Genomic DNA, 16254 nt, shown 5'->3' on the forward strand with positions numbered 1-16254 from the left:
ATCTCCTAAGGATCGCGTCACCGTCCAGGTGCCGCCTCCGTCAGACAGAAGGTCGATGATGACTTCACTCTCCATGCAGTCCGCCGGACTCGGCGAGCTCGGCGAACGCACGCTCCGCAAGGTCCGCCGCCGCGTGATGCCGCTGATCGTCCTGCTCTACTTCGTTGCCTACCTTGACCGCAATAACGTGGGCTTCGCCAAACTCACCATGAGCGAGGACATCGGCCTCAGCGCTGCTGCCTACGGCCTCGGTGCCGGCATCTTCTTCCTCGGCTACGCCCTGCTCGAAGTGCCGAGCAACGCCGGAATGTACCGCTTCGGTGCACGCAAGTGGCTTGCCCGGATCCTCATCACCTGGGGCATCTTCGCCACCGCCATGGCGCTGGTCAACGGGGAAAGCACCTACTACATCATCCGCTTCCTGCTGGGTGCAGCCGAGGCAGGCTTCTTCCCCGCCATCCTCTTCTACCTGACGCTGTGGTTCCCGGCCGCGCAGCGCGTCACCGTCCTGGGCATCTTCATCCTGGCCCAGCCGGTATCCAACGCGCTCGGCGCCCCGGTGTCCGGGCTGCTGCTGCAGATGGACGGCATCCTGGGCCTGCAGGGCTGGCAGTGGCTCTACATCATCGAAGGCATCCCGGCGATCCTCCTGGGCCTGCTGACCCCGATCCTGATGACCGACCGCCCCCGGGACGCGAAGTGGCTCAACACCGACGAACGCGAATGGCTCGCAACCACCATGGACGCCGAACTGGCCGCCAAGTCCAAGGGCGGAAAGCACAACTTCCTGGCCGGCCTGAAGGACAAGCGCACGCTGGTCTATTCGGCGCTGTACTTCGGCCTGGTCTGCGGCATCTACGGACTTGGCCTGTGGATGCCCACCATCGTTGCAGCCCTGGGCAAGTTCTCCACCGCCGAAGTGGGATTCATCGTCTTCATTCCCTACGCCGTCGCCGCCGTCTTCGTGTACTTCTGGAGCAAGCGGGCGGACCGGACCGGAAAGCGCGCCTGGCACACCGCCGTCAGCATGGTTCTCGCCGGCATGGGCCTTCTGGCAGCCGGGTACCTGCTCCCGGTCAACCCCGTCCTGGCCCTGATTGCCCTCACGGTCTCCGCCATGGGGATCTACGGGGCCATCGCCCCGTTCCTGTCCATGCCGTCCGCGGCCCTCACCGGTGCAGCCGCTGCGTCCGGGCTGGCCCTGGTCAACTCCCTGGGAAACCTTGGCGGGTTCGTGGCACCGTACGCCGTCGGCATGCTCAAGGACGCCACAGGTAACAACCAGAGCGGCCTGCTCTTCCTGTCCTTCTGCCTGTGCGTCACTGCAGTGGCCACCTACCTCTACGCCCGCAAGCGGCCCGAAGGCGATGCCGCCCTGGATCCCGCAGTTGCCGCCGCAGCAGCCGTGACCGTGAACCCGGCCAAAGCCCGCTCCTGATCAACCGAACACCATCGAATCCTGACGAAAGACACACCATGACAACCACCTCATTCCCCGCCGAACGTACCGTTGTCCTGACCGGGGCAGCTTCCGCCCGCGGCATAGGCCGCGCCGCTGCGGACCGGATGGCCAGCGAAGGCTGGTCGATCGCCATCCTGGACATCAACGCCGAGGACGCCGAGGCCGCGGCCGCCGAGATCGGTTCCAACCGCGCCGTGAAGGCCCTGGGAGTAGGCGCCGATGTTTCAGATGCCGCTTCGGTGGACCGTGCGATCAGTGAAATCGAAGAATCGCTGCCGCCCATCGTCGCGCTCGCAAACCTGGCTGGCATCAGCTCGCCGACCCCCTTCATGGAGACAACTGTCGAGGAATGGGACAAGGTCTTCGCCATCAACATGCGCGGCACCTTCATCGTCTCGCAGCGCGTGCTCAAGGGCATGATCGAACGCAAGCTCGGGCGGATTGTCAGCATCTCCTCGATTTCCGCCCAGCGTGGCGGCGGCACCTATTCCAAAGTTGCCTACAGCGCTTCCAAGGCCGGAATCATCGGCTTCACCCGTGCCCTGGCCCGCGAAGTGGGCGAGTTCGGCGTCACGGTCAACGCGATCACACCGGGCCCCATCGACACCGACATCATGGGCGGCACCCTGACCGAGGAGCGCAAGGCCCAGATGTCAGAGGGCATCATGATGGGACGGGTGGGAACCCGCGAGGAAGTCGCCGCCCTGATCTCCTTCCTCCTCGGGCAGGATTCCGGCTACATCACCGCCGCTACCTATGACATCAACGGAGGACTGCAGGTCAGCTGACAACTAGGCTGGCTCCATGAACGCCGCGCACAGCCTGAGTCCCAGCCCCAGAACCCTTGAGGTTGAAAGCCTGGACAGCTTTGATCGGCTGGTAAACGCAGGCGTCCGCAGCATGCAGGGCTGGCACGCGCAGTCCCTGGACCTCCGCGGCCGCACCGCTCCGCTCGAAGCCATGGACCCGCAGGGGGCCATCTTCCTGGGCTGCACGTTCGATGACGGTGTGGAGGACTCGCTGCGGGGCCGGGGGGCGCTGATCTTCCCCAAGCTGGACACTGTGCCCTTCAATCCCTACCGGGGCCAGCTGTATTCACCGCAGGAGCTCTACTTCGGTCCGCCGGGCGGCCGGTACGAATCTACGCTGGACGCCCGGATCTACCAGTGGAGCATCCGGCCGGGCCAGCGGCACCGGCTGGACGCCACGCTCGCAGCGGCCCTGCATGACCACTCGATCGGTGACGCCCTTGATGAGCTGACACGCTCCGAAGTGTGCCGGGGCCGTCCAATGGTGGGCGTGATGGGCGGCCACACGGCGCGGCGCGGAACGCCGGCCTTCGAGGAGGCGGCCCTCGCCGGGCGGCTTCTCGCTAGGAGCGGACGGGTGGTGGCCACCGGCGGCGGTCCGGGCGCCATGGAAGCCGCCAACATGGGCGCCTACCTCAGCGAACTGCCGGACCCGGACTTCCACGCGGCGTTGGCGCAGCTGGAAGCCGTGCCGGGGTTCCGGCCCTCGGTGTCCGCCTGGGCGCGGACGGCGGCGGCCGTCGTCGAACGCTATCCGGACGGGACGCCGTCGCTGGGGGTTCCCACGTGGTTCTACGGCCACGAGCCGCCCAACTATTTCGCGACCCACATCGCAAAGTACTTCGCCAACGCCATCCGGGAAGCGATACTGCTGGAGCTGTGCGACGGCGGTGTGATCTTCCTGCCGGGATCCGCGGGCACCCTGCAGGAAATTTTCCAGGACGCCTGTGAGAACTACTACGGCGCTTCCGAAACCATCACGCCCATGGTCCTCGTTGGCAGCGAACACTGGCAGCGACGCTATCCTGTCTGGCCGTTGCTGCAGAGCCTGGCCTCGGGCAACGCGATGGCGGACAGGATCTTCCTGGTGGACACGGTGGACGAAGCCCTCGACATCGTGGCGGGCTAGCCGAGGCGGGCTAAAGGTCCTTGCGGCAGCCGGTCCTGCCCAGCTGGTAGAGGCCGTTGAGGTCTCCGGCGGCGAGGCCGTCCGGAGCGCCGATTTCCGGGTACATGAGCTGCCGCGGGTCATCGACGTGTTCCAGCCCCATCACGTGGGACAGCTCGTGGAGGATCACGGCCGTGGCGTAGGCGGAGCCCTGCGGCCGTTCGAGTTCGCCGGCTATCTGCGGGGCATCGAGGTCCAGGCTGCCGGTCACGAAGGTCTTCGGGCCGCCGTCGAAACTGTAATGGGTGCTGCCCCCGGTGCCGATGACCTGCCCCTTCAGCTTCGGGGCGGCCTCCGGTGTGGTCCAGGCGATGAGGAGCGGCGCCCAGCGTTCGCCGTACGTTTCGGGCTGGTAGGGGTCGCGTTCCTCGGCCGGCGCTTCGGCGGTGGGCCCATCGTTGATGAACCGGATACCTGTAGCGCGCGAGATGGTGCCAATGGCGGCTTCCACCAGGTTTTCCGCACCCGCGGGCGCCAGCCCGGCGTTGACGACGTAGTGCAGCGGACGGCAGGGCGAATAGCCCACGGGCGTCCCGTCGTCGTTCGTGGCCAGGAACTTGAAGGAATCACTGGCTGCGGGCGGTTCCTCCGCTGTTCCCAACGGCGAGTCCGCTTCCTCGAGTCCCGGGGGAGGCGCGTCCGCGCTGACGTCCTTCGCGACGACCCCCGGCTGCTGCTCCGCGGCCTGTCCGTCGGGAACAGTGCTGTTGCGGAACTGGAAGAGCCCCACAAAGCGGGGATCCCCGTAAAACAGGCCGGCGGCCGAGAAAGCTGCCGCTGCGATCACAGCGGTGAGTGCCGCTGTGCGGAGGATCCGGACCGGCGTGCTCAGCCGGCCCGCGTGCCGCGGGCGGCGTTGCCGCGGTTGCGGACCCTCCACTAGCCCACCACCGCGCCGAATGCCATCCCGAGGAGGTAGGTGACGGCGGCTGCGCCCATGCCGATGGCCAGCTGCCGGAAACCGCGGCTGGTGGGGGAGGTCCCGGACAACAGGCCGACGACGCCGCCCGTGAGCAGGAGCGCCATGCCCACCAGCACGGCGGAAACCGCAAGCGCCGCCACGCCCGTCATGCCGAGGACGAACGGGATGATCGGGATGATGGCGCCGGAGGCGAAGAAGCAGAAGCTTGATGCCGCAGCGCTCCAAGCGGTCCCCACGGCTTCGTGCTGGTCCTCTGCGTCGGGCAGTTCGGGCTGCAGTGACAGGCTGGGATCGCAGTCGCAGTCCAGCAGGCCCGTCCGTTCCGCCACGCGGTGTTCGGCGGCTTCCCGGGACATGCCCCGGGCCAGGTACACCAGCAGCAGCTCGTTGTGTTCAAGGTCCAGCCGCGGGGCAGCGGACAGGGTGATCTGGGTGGGCCGCGTTGCCGCCAGCAGTTCCCGCTGTGAGCGGACGGAGATGAACTCGCCGGCACCCATGGACAGGGCGCCCGCTAGGAGTCCGGCCACGCCGCTCAGGAGCACCACCTGGCTGCCGACGCCGGACGCGGCCATGCCCATGACCAGGGAAAGGTTGCTGACCAGTCCGTCATTCGCGCCGAACACGGCTGCCCGGAAGGATCCTGCCAGCCGGTTCCGGCCGCGGGTGGCGAGGCCGCGGACCACTTCCTCGTGGATTTGTTCGTCGGCAACCATCGCGGGCGTGGCCGACGGGTCTGAAGCATAGGGGGAGCGGCCCTCGGCGCGCTGCGCCAGGGCCAGGACGAACACGGAACCGAAATGCCGGGCGAGGAAGCCCAGCAGCTGGCTCCGGAGGGACGCCTGCCGGGGCTTCCCGGCGTGATCGCCGAGGAGCTGGAGCCAGTGGGCTTCGTGGCGGCCCTCGGCCTCGGCCAGGGCCAGAAGGATGTCCCGCTCCTCGCCGCTGCGGTTCTGGGCCAGTTCGCGGTAGACGCGGGCCTCGGCCCGTTCATCCGCTAGGTATTGGCGCCACCGCTTGATGTCGGCCGGGCTGGGGGTGGTCCCCGCGGGGGTACCTTCGGGTTCTACGGGGGCGCCTGCTGCCGGGTTGTCGGCGGGAAGGGCATGGTGATGGTCAGATTTAGCGTGCTGAGACACGGACACTCCTGGGCTAGATGGGGCATGGTTTCGGCCCCATTGCAGCTCCAGCGTACCGCGGATTCACGCGGATTTTCGGCCGGTATTCCTCACCCGGGAGTTTAGGCAGCCCTCAACTGGAGCCCCAAAAGGGTGGTTCCGGACGGGGTTTTTGCGGCTCGGCGGCGGGGTTGGGCGGCGTTGGATTGCTGCGGCTATTGGGCGGCTATTGACCGCGACGTATGCCGGTGCTGTGATGATTGCCAGGGCAGGTGCTTCCGTAGCCCCACCCCTGGCCGCATAACCAGACACGGAGGTTTGCACCATGGACACCAACGGATCACACCCCACCCACCCGGAGCGGGACACCATCGAATCCGATCCCGCCTACGACTTTGCGGAGGACGCGCCCATCGACGACGCAGCAGAGACCGAGGAAGAGGAACTGTTCGAAGAGGCCGGAAGGCTTGTGCCCCTGGGCGAGGAGGATTTCCTCGGCGACGAGAAACCGGTGGTGCCCCTGGGCGGGGAAGAATTCCTTGAGCCGGAGGAAGACGAGTAGTTAAACGCCCGACGGCGGTGCCTCCCGCGCAGGGGAGGCACCGCCGTCGGGCGCTCTGTTGCCGGTGCTAGTTGGCCAGGGCCGGGACCGGCTCTTCCTCGGGGACGTTGCCCGCCACCCGCTCCTGCCAGTGCTGCATGACCCGGGGGTCGGTGGGCGTGGTTGCCAGGGACACCACGATGTATACGAGCCCCGACGCCAGCAGGCCGTAGTAGATCGGCTCATTGGCGTAGATGCCGTCCAGCGGCGCCGCGGCATTGATCTCCAGGTAGATCATGGTGCCCAGCGTGACCACCGTGCCCACCGCCATGGACGCTGCCGCGGCCACCCCGGTGCCGCGCTTCCAGACGAGCCCGCCAAGGATCGCGACCAGGAGCCCGCCCACCAGGATGTCGTAGGCGATGGTCAGTGCAGCCACGACGTCCTTGGTGACGATGGCGATGAGGATGGCCACGATGCCCAGGCCAAGGACCCACATGCGGTTTGCCCTGACGTCGTGCTCCGGGTTGTCGGTGTCATTGGTGTTGATGTCCTTGCCGAACCAGCTGGCCACGAACGGCAGGACGTCGGCGCGGGCTACTGTTGCGGCTGCGATCAGTGCACCGGACGCGGTGGACATCATGGCCGCAACTGCGGCTGCGAGCACCAGGCCGCCGACGCCGACGGGCAGCAGGTTCTGGGCCACCTCGGCGTAGACTACGTCCTTGCCCTCGGCGGCGACGTCGATCTCCGGAAGGGCCACCCTCGCGCCCAGGCCGATCAGTGCGCCCGCTGCGCCGTAGAGGATGCAGTACACGCCGGCCGTTGCGCCGCCCCAGCGCGCAACGGTGGGGGTCTTGGCGGTGAACACCCGCTGCCAGATGTCCTGGCCGATCAGCAGGCCAAGGGTATAGACCACGAAGTAGGTGATGATGGTCTGGACGCCGATGCCGTCGATCTGGAAGAAGCTGTCCTCCACGCGGCTCCGGATTCCGTCCAGGCCGCCCGCTGCGTTGAGCGTGAAGGGCAGCATGAGCAGGAAGATTCCCACCGTCTTGATCACGAACTGGACCTGGTCAGCGAGGGTGATGGACCACATGCCGCCGACGGTGGAGTACACCAGGACGATTGCGCCGCCGATGGCGATGGCCAGGGACCGGTCCCAGCCGAACAGCACCACGAAGATCGTGGCGTAGGCGCTGGTGGAGGTGGCGCACAGCATGAGGGTGTAGGCCAGCATCACGATGCCGGAGGTCTGGGTGGCGCGGCTGCCGTAGCGGAGCGTGAGCATCTGGGACACCGTGTAGATCTTCAGCTTTTGGATGGTGCCGGCAAAGAGCAGGCTCAGCAGCAGAACTCCGGCGCCGATGGCCACCACCAGCCACATGCCGGAGATACCGAACTTGTAGCCAAGGCCCACGCCGCCCACCGTCGAGGCGCCGCCGAGGACCACGGCCGCCATGGTCCCGGTATAGAGGAAGGGGCCAAGCCTCCGGCCGGCCACCAGGAAGTCGCTGTTGTTCTTGGTGCGGGATTTGCCCCACCAGCCGAAGGCCAGCATGGCGATCAGGTACACCACCACAATGGCGATGTTGACGAAGTTTGCGTCCATGTTGATGGGCTCCTTGGAGCGTAGTGGCAGCAGGGCCGGACGTCGCAGGAGGCCGCGTGGGCCCCGCCGGAATCCACCTGCTAAAGAGCGGGGATGCAGGGGTGGATCCCTGATGAATGACGAGCTGATTGTCTAATAGACAACACTTGTTGCCCAAGGGGTATGTTGTGATCCGCGTAACAGTCAAGGTGCATTGACACCAAGGCCTGTTCCGGCGTCACACGGTAGGTATCCCGCTAGTATGGCTCCAGCGAGGGGGCCGTGCGGCCGGCTGCGAAAGGTTCGTATATGAAGGCTCTACCAGTTGAACCGAGCAACATTCCGGTTGCCATCGGTTCGCGCATCCGCGCTGCCCGCCAGTCACAGCGGCTCACCATCGAGCAGGTCGCCGACGCCACGGGCCTCACCAAGGGGTTCCTCAGCCGGGTGGAACGTGACCTGACGTCGCCGTCCGTGGCCTCGCTCGTGACCCTCTGCCAGGTGCTGTCGATCTCCATCGGCGACCTTTTTGCCGCCCCGGAAACGCACCTCACCAAGAAGGACGAGGGGCCCCGGATTTCGCTGGGCGGCGAAGGCATCATCGAACGGCTGCTCACCGCCCGCTCCGAGCGCCGCGTCCAGATCATCCAGGCCGTGATCGAACCGCGCGGCCGCGGCGAATCCGAACTCTACGCCGTGGACTGCGACGTCGACGTCCTGCATGTGATCAAGGGCAGCATCCGGCTGATCCTGACCAACGAGGAATACGAGCTGGGCACCGGGGACACTGTGACGTTCCCCGGCCGGGAGCCCCACACCTGGATCAATCCCACGGACGACGCCGTCGAGGTCCTCTGGGTGCTGGTCCCCGCCGCCAGCCGCTGACTCCGCAGGCCGGCTGACTCCGCGGGGCGGCTACCTCGGCGGGGCCTAGCCTACGTGAACCCAGGGCCGGCGGGTGATGTCCGGTTCGGCCTCGCGCAGCACCTCACGGGTCACGGGGGCGATCTCACCCTCGCCGAACAACAGGAACCGGGTCAGGTTGGTGAGCGGGTTTCCCTCGGTCCAGCGGAAGTAGATGTGCGGCATCAGGCCCGTGACATCGCGCAGGTGGAGCAGGACGGCCGCCAGCGTGTTGGGCACGTTGTTGCTGTGGATCTCCAAGATGCGGAAGCCGTGCCGGACCTTTCCGGTGACCATGAGCTCCTGTTCAAAGTCTGAACTGTCGTCCACCAGGATCTCGATGAAGATCGCATCGCTGTCCGCGGGCAGGTGGTTGGCCAGCTGGGCATGCTCCAGCTTGGCCCGGTACCGCGCCGCGCTGAGGTGCTTCGGTTCGTGGGCAATGAGCCGGATGGGTCCCTCTTCGCTGGCGGCCATGAATTCCAGGGCCCGTTCGTCCAGCCGGATGTGGGTGGCGCGAAGTTCGAACGACCGCCGGACGCGGGAAGCGAAGCTGACCGCCACGATCCCGAGGATGAACAGCGCCGCGATCTTCAGCCCGTCGGGGCGCTCCACCACGTTCGCCACTGTGGTGTAGAGGAAGACGACGGCGATCGCACCGAAGGCGACCGTCCAGCCGCGTTGGTGCCGGCGCCGGGCAGACAATGTGACGGCGATGGACGCGGAGGTCATCAGCACCAGCACGCCGGTGGCGTACGCGCCGCCCTGTGCTTCGACGTTGGCGTCGAAAACCACCGTGATGAGGAAGGCGACTGCGGTGAACACCAGAACCAGCGGCCTGACGGCCCGGGTCCAGGCGGGCGCCATGCCAAAGCGCGGAAGGTAGCGCGGCACCAGGTTGAGGAGCCCGGCCATCGCGGACGCCCCGGCGAACCAGAGGATGGCAATGGTGCTGAGGTCGTACACGGTCCCGAAGCCGTCGCCCAGGTACTGGTGTGCCAGGAAGGCCAGCGCGCGGCCATTGGCCTTGCCTCCCGGCTGGAACTCGGCTGCCGGGATCAGGAACGTGGTGATGAAGCTGGACGCGATGAGGAACGCGCTCATGATCACGGCAGCAGTGGTCAGAAGCTTGTGCGCGCCGCGGATCCGGCCCTCGGGCTTTGCCTCAGTGTCGTCCGGGCTGCCCTGGATCTGGGGCATGACGGCGACTCCCGTTTCGAAACCGGAAAGGCCCAGGGCGAGTTTGGGGAAGACCAGCAGGGCGATGCCGATCATCACCAGCGGGTTGCCGTGCTGCTGGTTGAGGGCGGCCCACCAGTCAGTAACCACGTGGGCTTCGCTGAACACATGCGCGATGCCCACCAGCACCACCACCGCATTGAGCAGCAGGAACACCGCCACCAGGACAACGGCCATGTTGATGGCTTCCTTGAAGCCACGGAGGAACACGATGCCCAGGCCCGCAATCAATGCCAGCGTAATGGCCACCTCCTGGCCTTGCAGGAACTCCGGAGCGAACGGGTTTTCGATGGCGTGCGCGCTGGCATCCGCGGCCGAGAGGGTGATGGTGATCATGAAGTCCGTGGCGGCGAATCCCAGGAGTGCCAGGACGAACAGCTTGCCGCCCCACCGCGGCAGGAGCCGTTCCAGCATGGCGATGGAGCCTTCGCCGCGGGGGCTCTCCGAGGCCACCCTGCGGTACACCGGAAGGGCGCCGAGGAGCGTCACTGCCACCAGGACCACGGTGGCCAGCGGGGAGACCATCCCGGCGGCGAGGGCGGCAATGGCCGGCTGGTAGCCAAGCGTGGAGAAGTAGTCGACGCCGGTCAGGCACATGACCTTCCACCACGGCTGGGGCGTATGGTCCGCCTGTGGCTGGCCGTGCGGCCCCTGGCGTTTGCCGGATCCTTCGGGCATGCCCTCCAGCAGCCAGCTTCGCAGCCGGTGGGGCTTGCGGTTGAACCGGTCCGAGGGGTCGGCCGGCGGCCTGGTGAGCGTGGTCACGATATCCTTTCACGCAGCGCGCCTTCGGCCGTTGGCGGTCCGGGGTACTGCTCCTGATTGGAGCGTAGGCCCGGGAAAGCCCGTGGGACGGCTGCCTTAACGAAACCTTTACGGCCGCTGTGATGGTCGTCACGGGATGGTGAGATGTACGTCACATTCTGGAAACCTGCCGGAAACCTGGAATTCATGCCCGGACCCGCCGTTTAACCTCCCCGAAAAACATTGCGGCAACGGCGGAAACACCCCGGTTGTAGCGTCGGATTCGGGGAACGACCAGCTGGCGAGTTCCAGCAGGCCGTCGATTTTTAGCAGCTGTCCCGTCGTTTTGAATGGTCTCGCCGTAGCCGGCGCCCAGGAGCGCCACTTCTCGAGGAAGGCTCCCGAAATGAACATCTCTGTACTCAATGTGGGAATGGCGGTGGATCCCACAGCGCTCGATCCCGGCGCCACGGCCTGGATGCTGGCGGCTTCCGCCCTGGTCCTGCTGATGACCCCCGGCCTGGCCTTCTTCTACGGGGGCCTGGTGCGGATGAAATCCGTCCTGAACATCATGATGATGAGCTTCGGCGCCATGGGTGTTGTTGCCGTGGTCTGGGCGCTGTGGGGCTACGGGCTGGCCTTCGGGCCCGACACCATGGCCGGGCTCGTCGGGGATCCGTTTGCCAACCCCGGGCTGAGCGGACTGGCCAGCAGCATCGGTGGCAAAGCGCCGGGGCTCCCGGACATGGTGTTCATCGGGTTCCAGGCCACCTTCGCCATTATCACCGTCGCGCTGATCAGCGGGGCCGTGGCCGAGCGGGTCAGGTTCGGGCCGTGGCTGCTTTTCGCCGCCCTGTGGGTCACCCTGGTCTACGCCCCGATCGCCCACTGGGTCTGGGGCGGCGGACTCTTCGGTGCCACGGGCATCGTGGGCAGCAAAATCTCCGCGCTCGACTTCGCCGGCGGAACGGTGGTCCACATGAACGCCGGCATCGCCGGACTGATGCTCGCCGTCGTGCTCGGAAAACGCCTTGGATTCATGAAGGATCCCAACATCCGCCCGCACAACCTCCCGTTCGTGATGCTCGGTGCAGGGCTTCTCTGGTTCGGCTGGTTCGGCTTCAACGCCGGCTCTGAGCTCGCCGCCGATGCCATCGCCGGGCTGGCCTGGACCAACACCCTGCTGGCCACCAGCGCGGCACTCCTCGGCTGGCTGCTCGTCGAGCGGCTCCGCGACGGCCACGCCACCTCCCTCGGTGCCGCGTCGGGGGCCGTGGCAGGCCTGGTTGCCGTCACCCCTGCCTGCGGCTTCGTTGACCCCGTTGGCGCAATCCTGATCGGGGCCGTGGCCGGCGCGGTGTGTGCGCTCGCGGTGGGCCTCAAGTTCCGGATCGGCCTCGACGACTCCCTTGACGTGGTGGCCGTGCACTTCGTCGGCGGACTCTGGGGAACGCTCTCGCTGGGATTCTTCGCCGTTCCCTCCGCCAAGACCGAGGGCGGGCTCTTCTACGGCGGGGGCCTGACGCAATTCTGGCCCCAGATCCTCACCGCGCTCATCGTCACGGCCTGGAGCGCCATCATGACCACGCTGATTGGGTACGCCATCCACAAGACGATGGGCATGCGGGTGTCCGAAGCCAACGAGCGGTCCGGCATCGACGTCACCGAGCATGCCGAAACCGCATACGAACTACTGATGGTGGGCGGAACCTTCCACCCCGGCGAACACCACGGCAAGCCAGGGCCGGCAGACGCTCCTGCAGCGGAAATCCCCGCGGACGCAACGGAGCAGAACCAGGCTGAGCGGGGCAGGGTGCGGACGTGAAACTCATTACGGCCATCGTCCGGCCGGAAAAGATCGAGACGGTCCGGGCCGCCCTGGAGGGGTTCGGGGTCAACGGCATGACCGTGAGCCAGGCAAGCGGCTACGGCCAGCAGCGCGGCCATGTGGAGGTCTATCGCGGAACCGAGTACAACTCGGACCTCCTGCCGAAGGTGCGCGTGGAGGTGCTGGTCACTGAAGAGGCCATGGACGGCGTGATGGCGGCCATCGAAGCCGGTGCCAACACCGGGCGCTTCGGTGACGGCAAGATCTGGACAATCTCCGTTTCCGACGCTGTTCGGGTGCGCACAGGGGAGAGGGGGCCGTCCGCCATCGACTGAGCAGCGGCTGGATTGGTAAACACTTGATGCACATCAGGAAACTGAAGTGTATGATAGGTGTCACACTACCGATCCATCCTCGAAGGAGAGGCGTTCCTTTGGAAGAGCTGCGCATCGAGGCCAACGGCAACCTTGGCCCTATCGATTCATCCCGTATTCCCCGCTATGCAGGGGCCGCGACCTACGCCCGCCTGCCGCGGCTGGACCAGGTGGCCAAGGCGGCCATCACGGTGGTGGGAGTGCCCTTCGATTCCGGCGTCTCCTACCGCCCTGGTGCCCGTTTCGGCGCCAACCATGTTCGCGAGGCGAGCCGGCTGCTCCGCCCCTACAACCCCGCGTGGGATGTCAGTCCGTTCGAAAACGTCCAGGTCGCGGACGCCGGGGACATGGCCGTCAACCCGTTCAACATCAATGAGGCCATCGAAACCATCCAGCAGAATGCCCTCGACCTCACCGCCGGCGGCAGCAAGCTGGTGACCCTCGGCGGCGACCACACCATTGCGCTGCCGCTGCTCCGGGCCGCTGCAGAGCGCGCCGGTGAGCCGGTGGCCATGCTGCACTTCGATGCCCACCTGGACACCTGGGACACCTACTTCGGTGCCGAGTACACCCACGGAACCCCGTTCAGGCGCGCCGTCGAGGAAGGCATCCTGGACACTGAAGCCATCAGCCACATCGGCACGCGCGGCCCCCTCTACGGCAAGAAGGACCTCGACGACGACCACCGCTTCGGCTTCGGCATCGTCACCTCCGCGGACGTTTACTACCAGGGCGTCCTGGAAACGGTGGCCAAGGTCCGCGACCGCATCGGCAACCGCCCGCTCTACATCTCCGTCGACATCGACGTCCTGGATCCCGCGCACGCGCCGGGCACCGGCACGCCGGAGGCCGGCGGCATCACCAGCCGGGAGCTGCTGGAGATCATCCGCGGCTTCCGCGGCATGAACCTCGTGGGCGCGGACATCGTGGAAGTCGCTCCGGCCTACGACCACGCTGAAATCACCGGCGTTGCGGCCAGCCATGTAGCGTACGAACTTGTCACCCTCATGGCGGACTCCGCGGTCGAGGGCAGCAGGTTCGGTGCCCCGAACGGCTACGCCGCGCAGGCCCTGGGGCAGGAAGCCCGGCGCCAGGCAGGATTCGCAGCGAGCACTCCCCAGCGCGTCGAAACCGGCGTCTCTCCGTGACTGGCGTCCGCAACGGCGGGGACCTCGTCGTCGAGACCCTCGAAGCGCTGGGCGCGAAGACGGTCTTCGGCATTCCGGGCCAGCACGCCCTCGGCCTGTTTGACGCGATGGGCCGCGGAAACCTGCACTTCGTGTCCTCCCGGGTGGAGAACAACTCGGCATTTGCCGCCGACGGATATTCGCGCGCCACGGGTGAGGTTGGCGTGTTGTTCCTGTCCACCGGTCCGGGCGCTCTGACGTCACTGGCCGGGTTGCAGGAAGCATATGCCACGGGTGTGCCCATGGTGGTGGTGGCCAGCCAGATTCCGCTGGACGGCCTCGGTGCCCGCCGCAAGGGCATGCTGCACCAGCTTGATGACCAGAAGGCCTCGGCCGCGAACGTCACCAAGAGCCAGCGCCTGATCCAGCACGCCTCCGGGATCCCGTCGGCCATCCAGGATGCCTGGACCGAGGCGATTTCCTCGCCGCAGGGACCCGTCTGGCTGGAGATCCCGCAGAACGTGCTGCTGGATCCCATCATGGTCCCGCCGGTGGAGGACGCCCTCGCCGAAGCGGCGGACAACCCGCCGCGGGTGGAGCTTGTTCGCGAGGCCGTGAAATGGCTGTCGACGGCGGAACGTCCCGCCATTATTGCCGGCGGCGGCACGCGCCGCGGCCGGGCCGAAAAGTCGCTGTTGTCCATCGCGGAAAAGCTTCGGGCACCCGTGATCTGCACGCCCGGCGGCAACGGCGCGTTCCCGTGGAACCACGAGCTCTCGCTGCAGTCCTGGATCGAGGACAGGTACATGACGGACCTGCTCGAGGACGCGGACGTGCTGATCGTCATCGGGTCCTCGCTGGGCGAAGTCACGTCCAACTACTTCACGTTCGAACCGCGCGGCCGGATCATCCAGATCGACGCCGAACCCCGGGTCCTGGAGTCCAACCGGCCCGGCCTGGGCATCCGCGCCGACGCCGGCCAGGCCCTCGCCGCGCTGGACGCTGCCCTGACGGTAGAGCTTGTCGAAACCAGGGCCGACTGGCACGGCAGCACCCCGGAAGCGCTGGTCAAGGAGTCCCTGGCCAAGGTCACGGCGAGGCTGGAGTCCCAGGACCTCGGCAAGGAACTGAGGTTCATGGCGGACATCCGCGACGCCGTACCCGCGGACATGCAGACCTTCTGGGACATGACCATTTCCGCCTACTGGGCCTGGAGCTGCTGGGATGCCCGCGAAGGGCAATTCCACTCCGCCCAGGGTGCCGGCGGCCTTGGCTTCGGCTTCCCCGCAGCCATCGGCGGAGCGGTGGGGCTGGAGACCACAGGCAAACACGGACGTGTCCTGGCGGTGTCCGGTGACGGTTCGGCCATGTATTCCATCTCCGAACTGGCCACCGCAAAGCAGCACAACGTGCCGGTCACCTGGCTGATCGTGGACGACGGCGGGTACGGCATCCTGCGCGAGTACATGGTGGGCGCGTTCGGCAAGGCCACCGCCACCGAACTGGCCCGTCCCGACTTCGTCAAACTCGCCGAAGCCTTCGGCGTCCCGGCCGTCCGGGTTGCACCGGAGGACGTGGGGGACGCGCTGAAGGCGGGCTTCGCCGCAGACGGACCAAACGTCGTCGTCGTCGAAACCCTGCTGAAGATGTTCGGCCCCACCCACCTGGACGTCTAACAGCCCCGTCAGCACACCCCGCCACATAGCGCGAACGGACACTTGAGGCCCCATTTCCACTTGGATTTGGGGCCTCAAGTGTCCGTTCGCGCTTGGCGTTTAAGGGTCTGAGTGCCCGGCCTCTTGTTCCTTAGTTTCCCAAAGCAACCATTTCATTATATAGTTGCCTTGGGCAAGCAAAGGGGTTATCAAGCATGGCAGTTGCACCAGAAACCGCGGCCGATCTGGTCTACCAGATCTTCGATCTCCAGCGGGCGGTCCGCTGCGTCGCCGTCGCAAGCATGCGGGGGCAGGAAACCGGCGTGGCGCTGCAGGGCGTCCTGCGGTTCGTGGGGGAGGGGGAGGCCAGGGCCACGCACCTCGCCGCGAGGCTGGGTGTCAGTGCTCCCGTCCTGAGCCGGCATATTGCGGACCTTGAAGAGCACGGGCTTGTGGTCCGGCGCCCTGATCCGGAGGACGGGCGGGCGCAGCTCGTGGCGCTGTCCGAGGCCGGGGCGGCCAAGCTGCACGCGATAGAACAGCAGCGCACGGCAACACTGCAGGGCTACCTGCAGGACTGGAGCCAGGTCGACGCCGAAGAGACCGCGATCATCCTGAAAAAACTTGCTGGATCCCTCAGGGACTCAGCCCGGGCAAAGACGGCCGGATCCACCGAAATCATTCCTCACGCTTAGGAGCTGCACATGGCAAGCCACGCCACAGCCACCGGTCCGTCCCGGGCCTCGTTACCGTCGTCACAACCGTCATCCAGGCAG

General features: G+C 66.6%; 14 protein-coding genes. 10 read left to right on the forward strand and 4 right to left on the reverse strand.

Annotated features, from left to right (window positions below):
• Window positions 1-55: 55 nt before the first annotated feature.
• The 3 genes from AC1MDG_RS04335 to AC1MDG_RS04345 are packed head-to-tail and all read left to right on the forward strand — an operon-like array spanning window position 56 to window position 3400.
• Complete coding sequence (locus AC1MDG_RS04335) at window positions 56-1438, forward strand: MFS transporter (RefSeq protein WP_479807812.1); 1383 nt, start codon at window positions 56-58, stop codon at window positions 1436-1438.
• 38 nt (window positions 1439-1476) lie between these two features.
• Window positions 1477-2250: an SDR family NAD(P)-dependent oxidoreductase gene (locus tag AC1MDG_RS04340; protein ID WP_479807813.1), complete on the forward strand. Its 774-nt coding sequence runs from the start codon at window positions 1477-1479 to the stop codon at window positions 2248-2250.
• 16 nt (window positions 2251-2266) lie between these two features.
• Window positions 2267-3400, forward strand: a complete 1134-nt coding sequence (locus tag AC1MDG_RS04345; RefSeq protein WP_479807814.1) for an LOG family protein — start codon at window positions 2267-2269, stop codon at window positions 3398-3400.
• A 10-nt stretch (window positions 3401-3410) separates the two neighbouring features.
• Here AC1MDG_RS04345 and AC1MDG_RS04350 read toward each other — a convergent pair whose 3' ends face one another.
• Both AC1MDG_RS04350 and AC1MDG_RS04355 read right to left on the reverse strand, forming a co-directional pair.
• Window positions 3411-4319, reverse strand: a complete 909-nt coding sequence (locus tag AC1MDG_RS04350) for a matrixin family metalloprotease (RefSeq protein ID WP_479807815.1) — start codon at window positions 4317-4319, stop codon at window positions 3411-3413.
• Window positions 4319-5497, reverse strand: a complete 1179-nt coding sequence (locus tag AC1MDG_RS04355; protein ID WP_479807816.1) for a VIT1/CCC1 transporter family protein — start codon at window positions 5495-5497, stop codon at window positions 4319-4321. The genes AC1MDG_RS04350 and AC1MDG_RS04355 overlap by 1 nt, the downstream gene beginning before the upstream one ends.
• A gap of 304 nt (window positions 5498-5801) precedes the next feature.
• Between AC1MDG_RS04355 and AC1MDG_RS04360 the strand changes: the two genes are divergently transcribed.
• The gene (locus AC1MDG_RS04360) at window positions 5802-6038 is read left to right on the forward strand and encodes a hypothetical protein (RefSeq protein WP_043478633.1); all 237 of its coding nucleotides are present in this window, start codon (window positions 5802-5804) and stop codon (window positions 6036-6038) included.
• 67 nt (window positions 6039-6105) lie between these two features.
• On the opposite strand, the gene AC1MDG_RS04365 is transcribed toward AC1MDG_RS04360, so the two are convergent.
• Window positions 6106-7629, reverse strand: a complete 1524-nt coding sequence (locus AC1MDG_RS04365; protein ID WP_479807817.1) for a sodium:solute symporter family protein — start codon at window positions 7627-7629, stop codon at window positions 6106-6108.
• 288 nt (window positions 7630-7917) lie between these two features.
• On the opposite strand from AC1MDG_RS04365, the gene AC1MDG_RS04370 reads away from it, so the two are divergent.
• Window positions 7918-8493 (forward strand): helix-turn-helix domain-containing protein, encoded by a 576-nt coding sequence (locus tag AC1MDG_RS04370; RefSeq protein WP_043478638.1) that lies wholly within the window; start codon window positions 7918-7920, stop codon window positions 8491-8493.
• Window positions 8494-8538: 45 nt separating this feature from the next.
• Here the strand turns inward: AC1MDG_RS04370 and AC1MDG_RS04375 are convergent, their stop codons facing one another.
• Entirely contained in the window at window positions 8539-10515 is a 1977-nt protein-coding gene (locus AC1MDG_RS04375) for an APC family permease (RefSeq protein WP_479807818.1), read from the reverse strand.
• Window positions 10516-10900: 385 nt separating this feature from the next.
• On the opposite strand from AC1MDG_RS04375, the gene AC1MDG_RS04380 reads away from it, so the two are divergent.
• From AC1MDG_RS04380 to AC1MDG_RS04400, 5 genes are all read left to right on the forward strand, one after another.
• Window positions 10901-12319, forward strand: a complete 1419-nt coding sequence (locus AC1MDG_RS04380) for an ammonium transporter (protein ID WP_043478643.1) — start codon at window positions 10901-10903, stop codon at window positions 12317-12319.
• Window positions 12316-12657, forward strand: a complete 342-nt coding sequence (locus AC1MDG_RS04385) for a P-II family nitrogen regulator (protein ID WP_043478646.1) — start codon at window positions 12316-12318, stop codon at window positions 12655-12657. Before AC1MDG_RS04380 ends, AC1MDG_RS04385 begins: the two co-directional genes overlap by 4 nt.
• 98 nt (window positions 12658-12755) lie before the next feature.
• Window positions 12756-13844 carry an agmatinase gene (gene speB / locus AC1MDG_RS04390; RefSeq protein ID WP_479807819.1) on the forward strand — a complete coding sequence of 363 codons (1089 nt, stop codon included), beginning with the start codon at window positions 12756-12758 and terminating at the stop codon, window positions 13842-13844.
• Complete coding sequence (locus AC1MDG_RS04395; protein ID WP_479807820.1) at window positions 13841-15499, forward strand: thiamine pyrophosphate-binding protein; 1659 nt, start codon at window positions 13841-13843, stop codon at window positions 15497-15499. Before speB ends, AC1MDG_RS04395 begins: the two co-directional genes overlap by 4 nt.
• 194 nt (window positions 15500-15693) lie before the next feature.
• The gene (locus tag AC1MDG_RS04400) at window positions 15694-16173 is read left to right on the forward strand and encodes a MarR family winged helix-turn-helix transcriptional regulator (RefSeq protein ID WP_479807821.1); all 480 of its coding nucleotides are present in this window, start codon (window positions 15694-15696) and stop codon (window positions 16171-16173) included.
• Window positions 16174-16254 lie beyond the last annotated feature (81 nt).

Source organism: Arthrobacter sp. AIWTK1 (genome assembly GCF_056680535.1).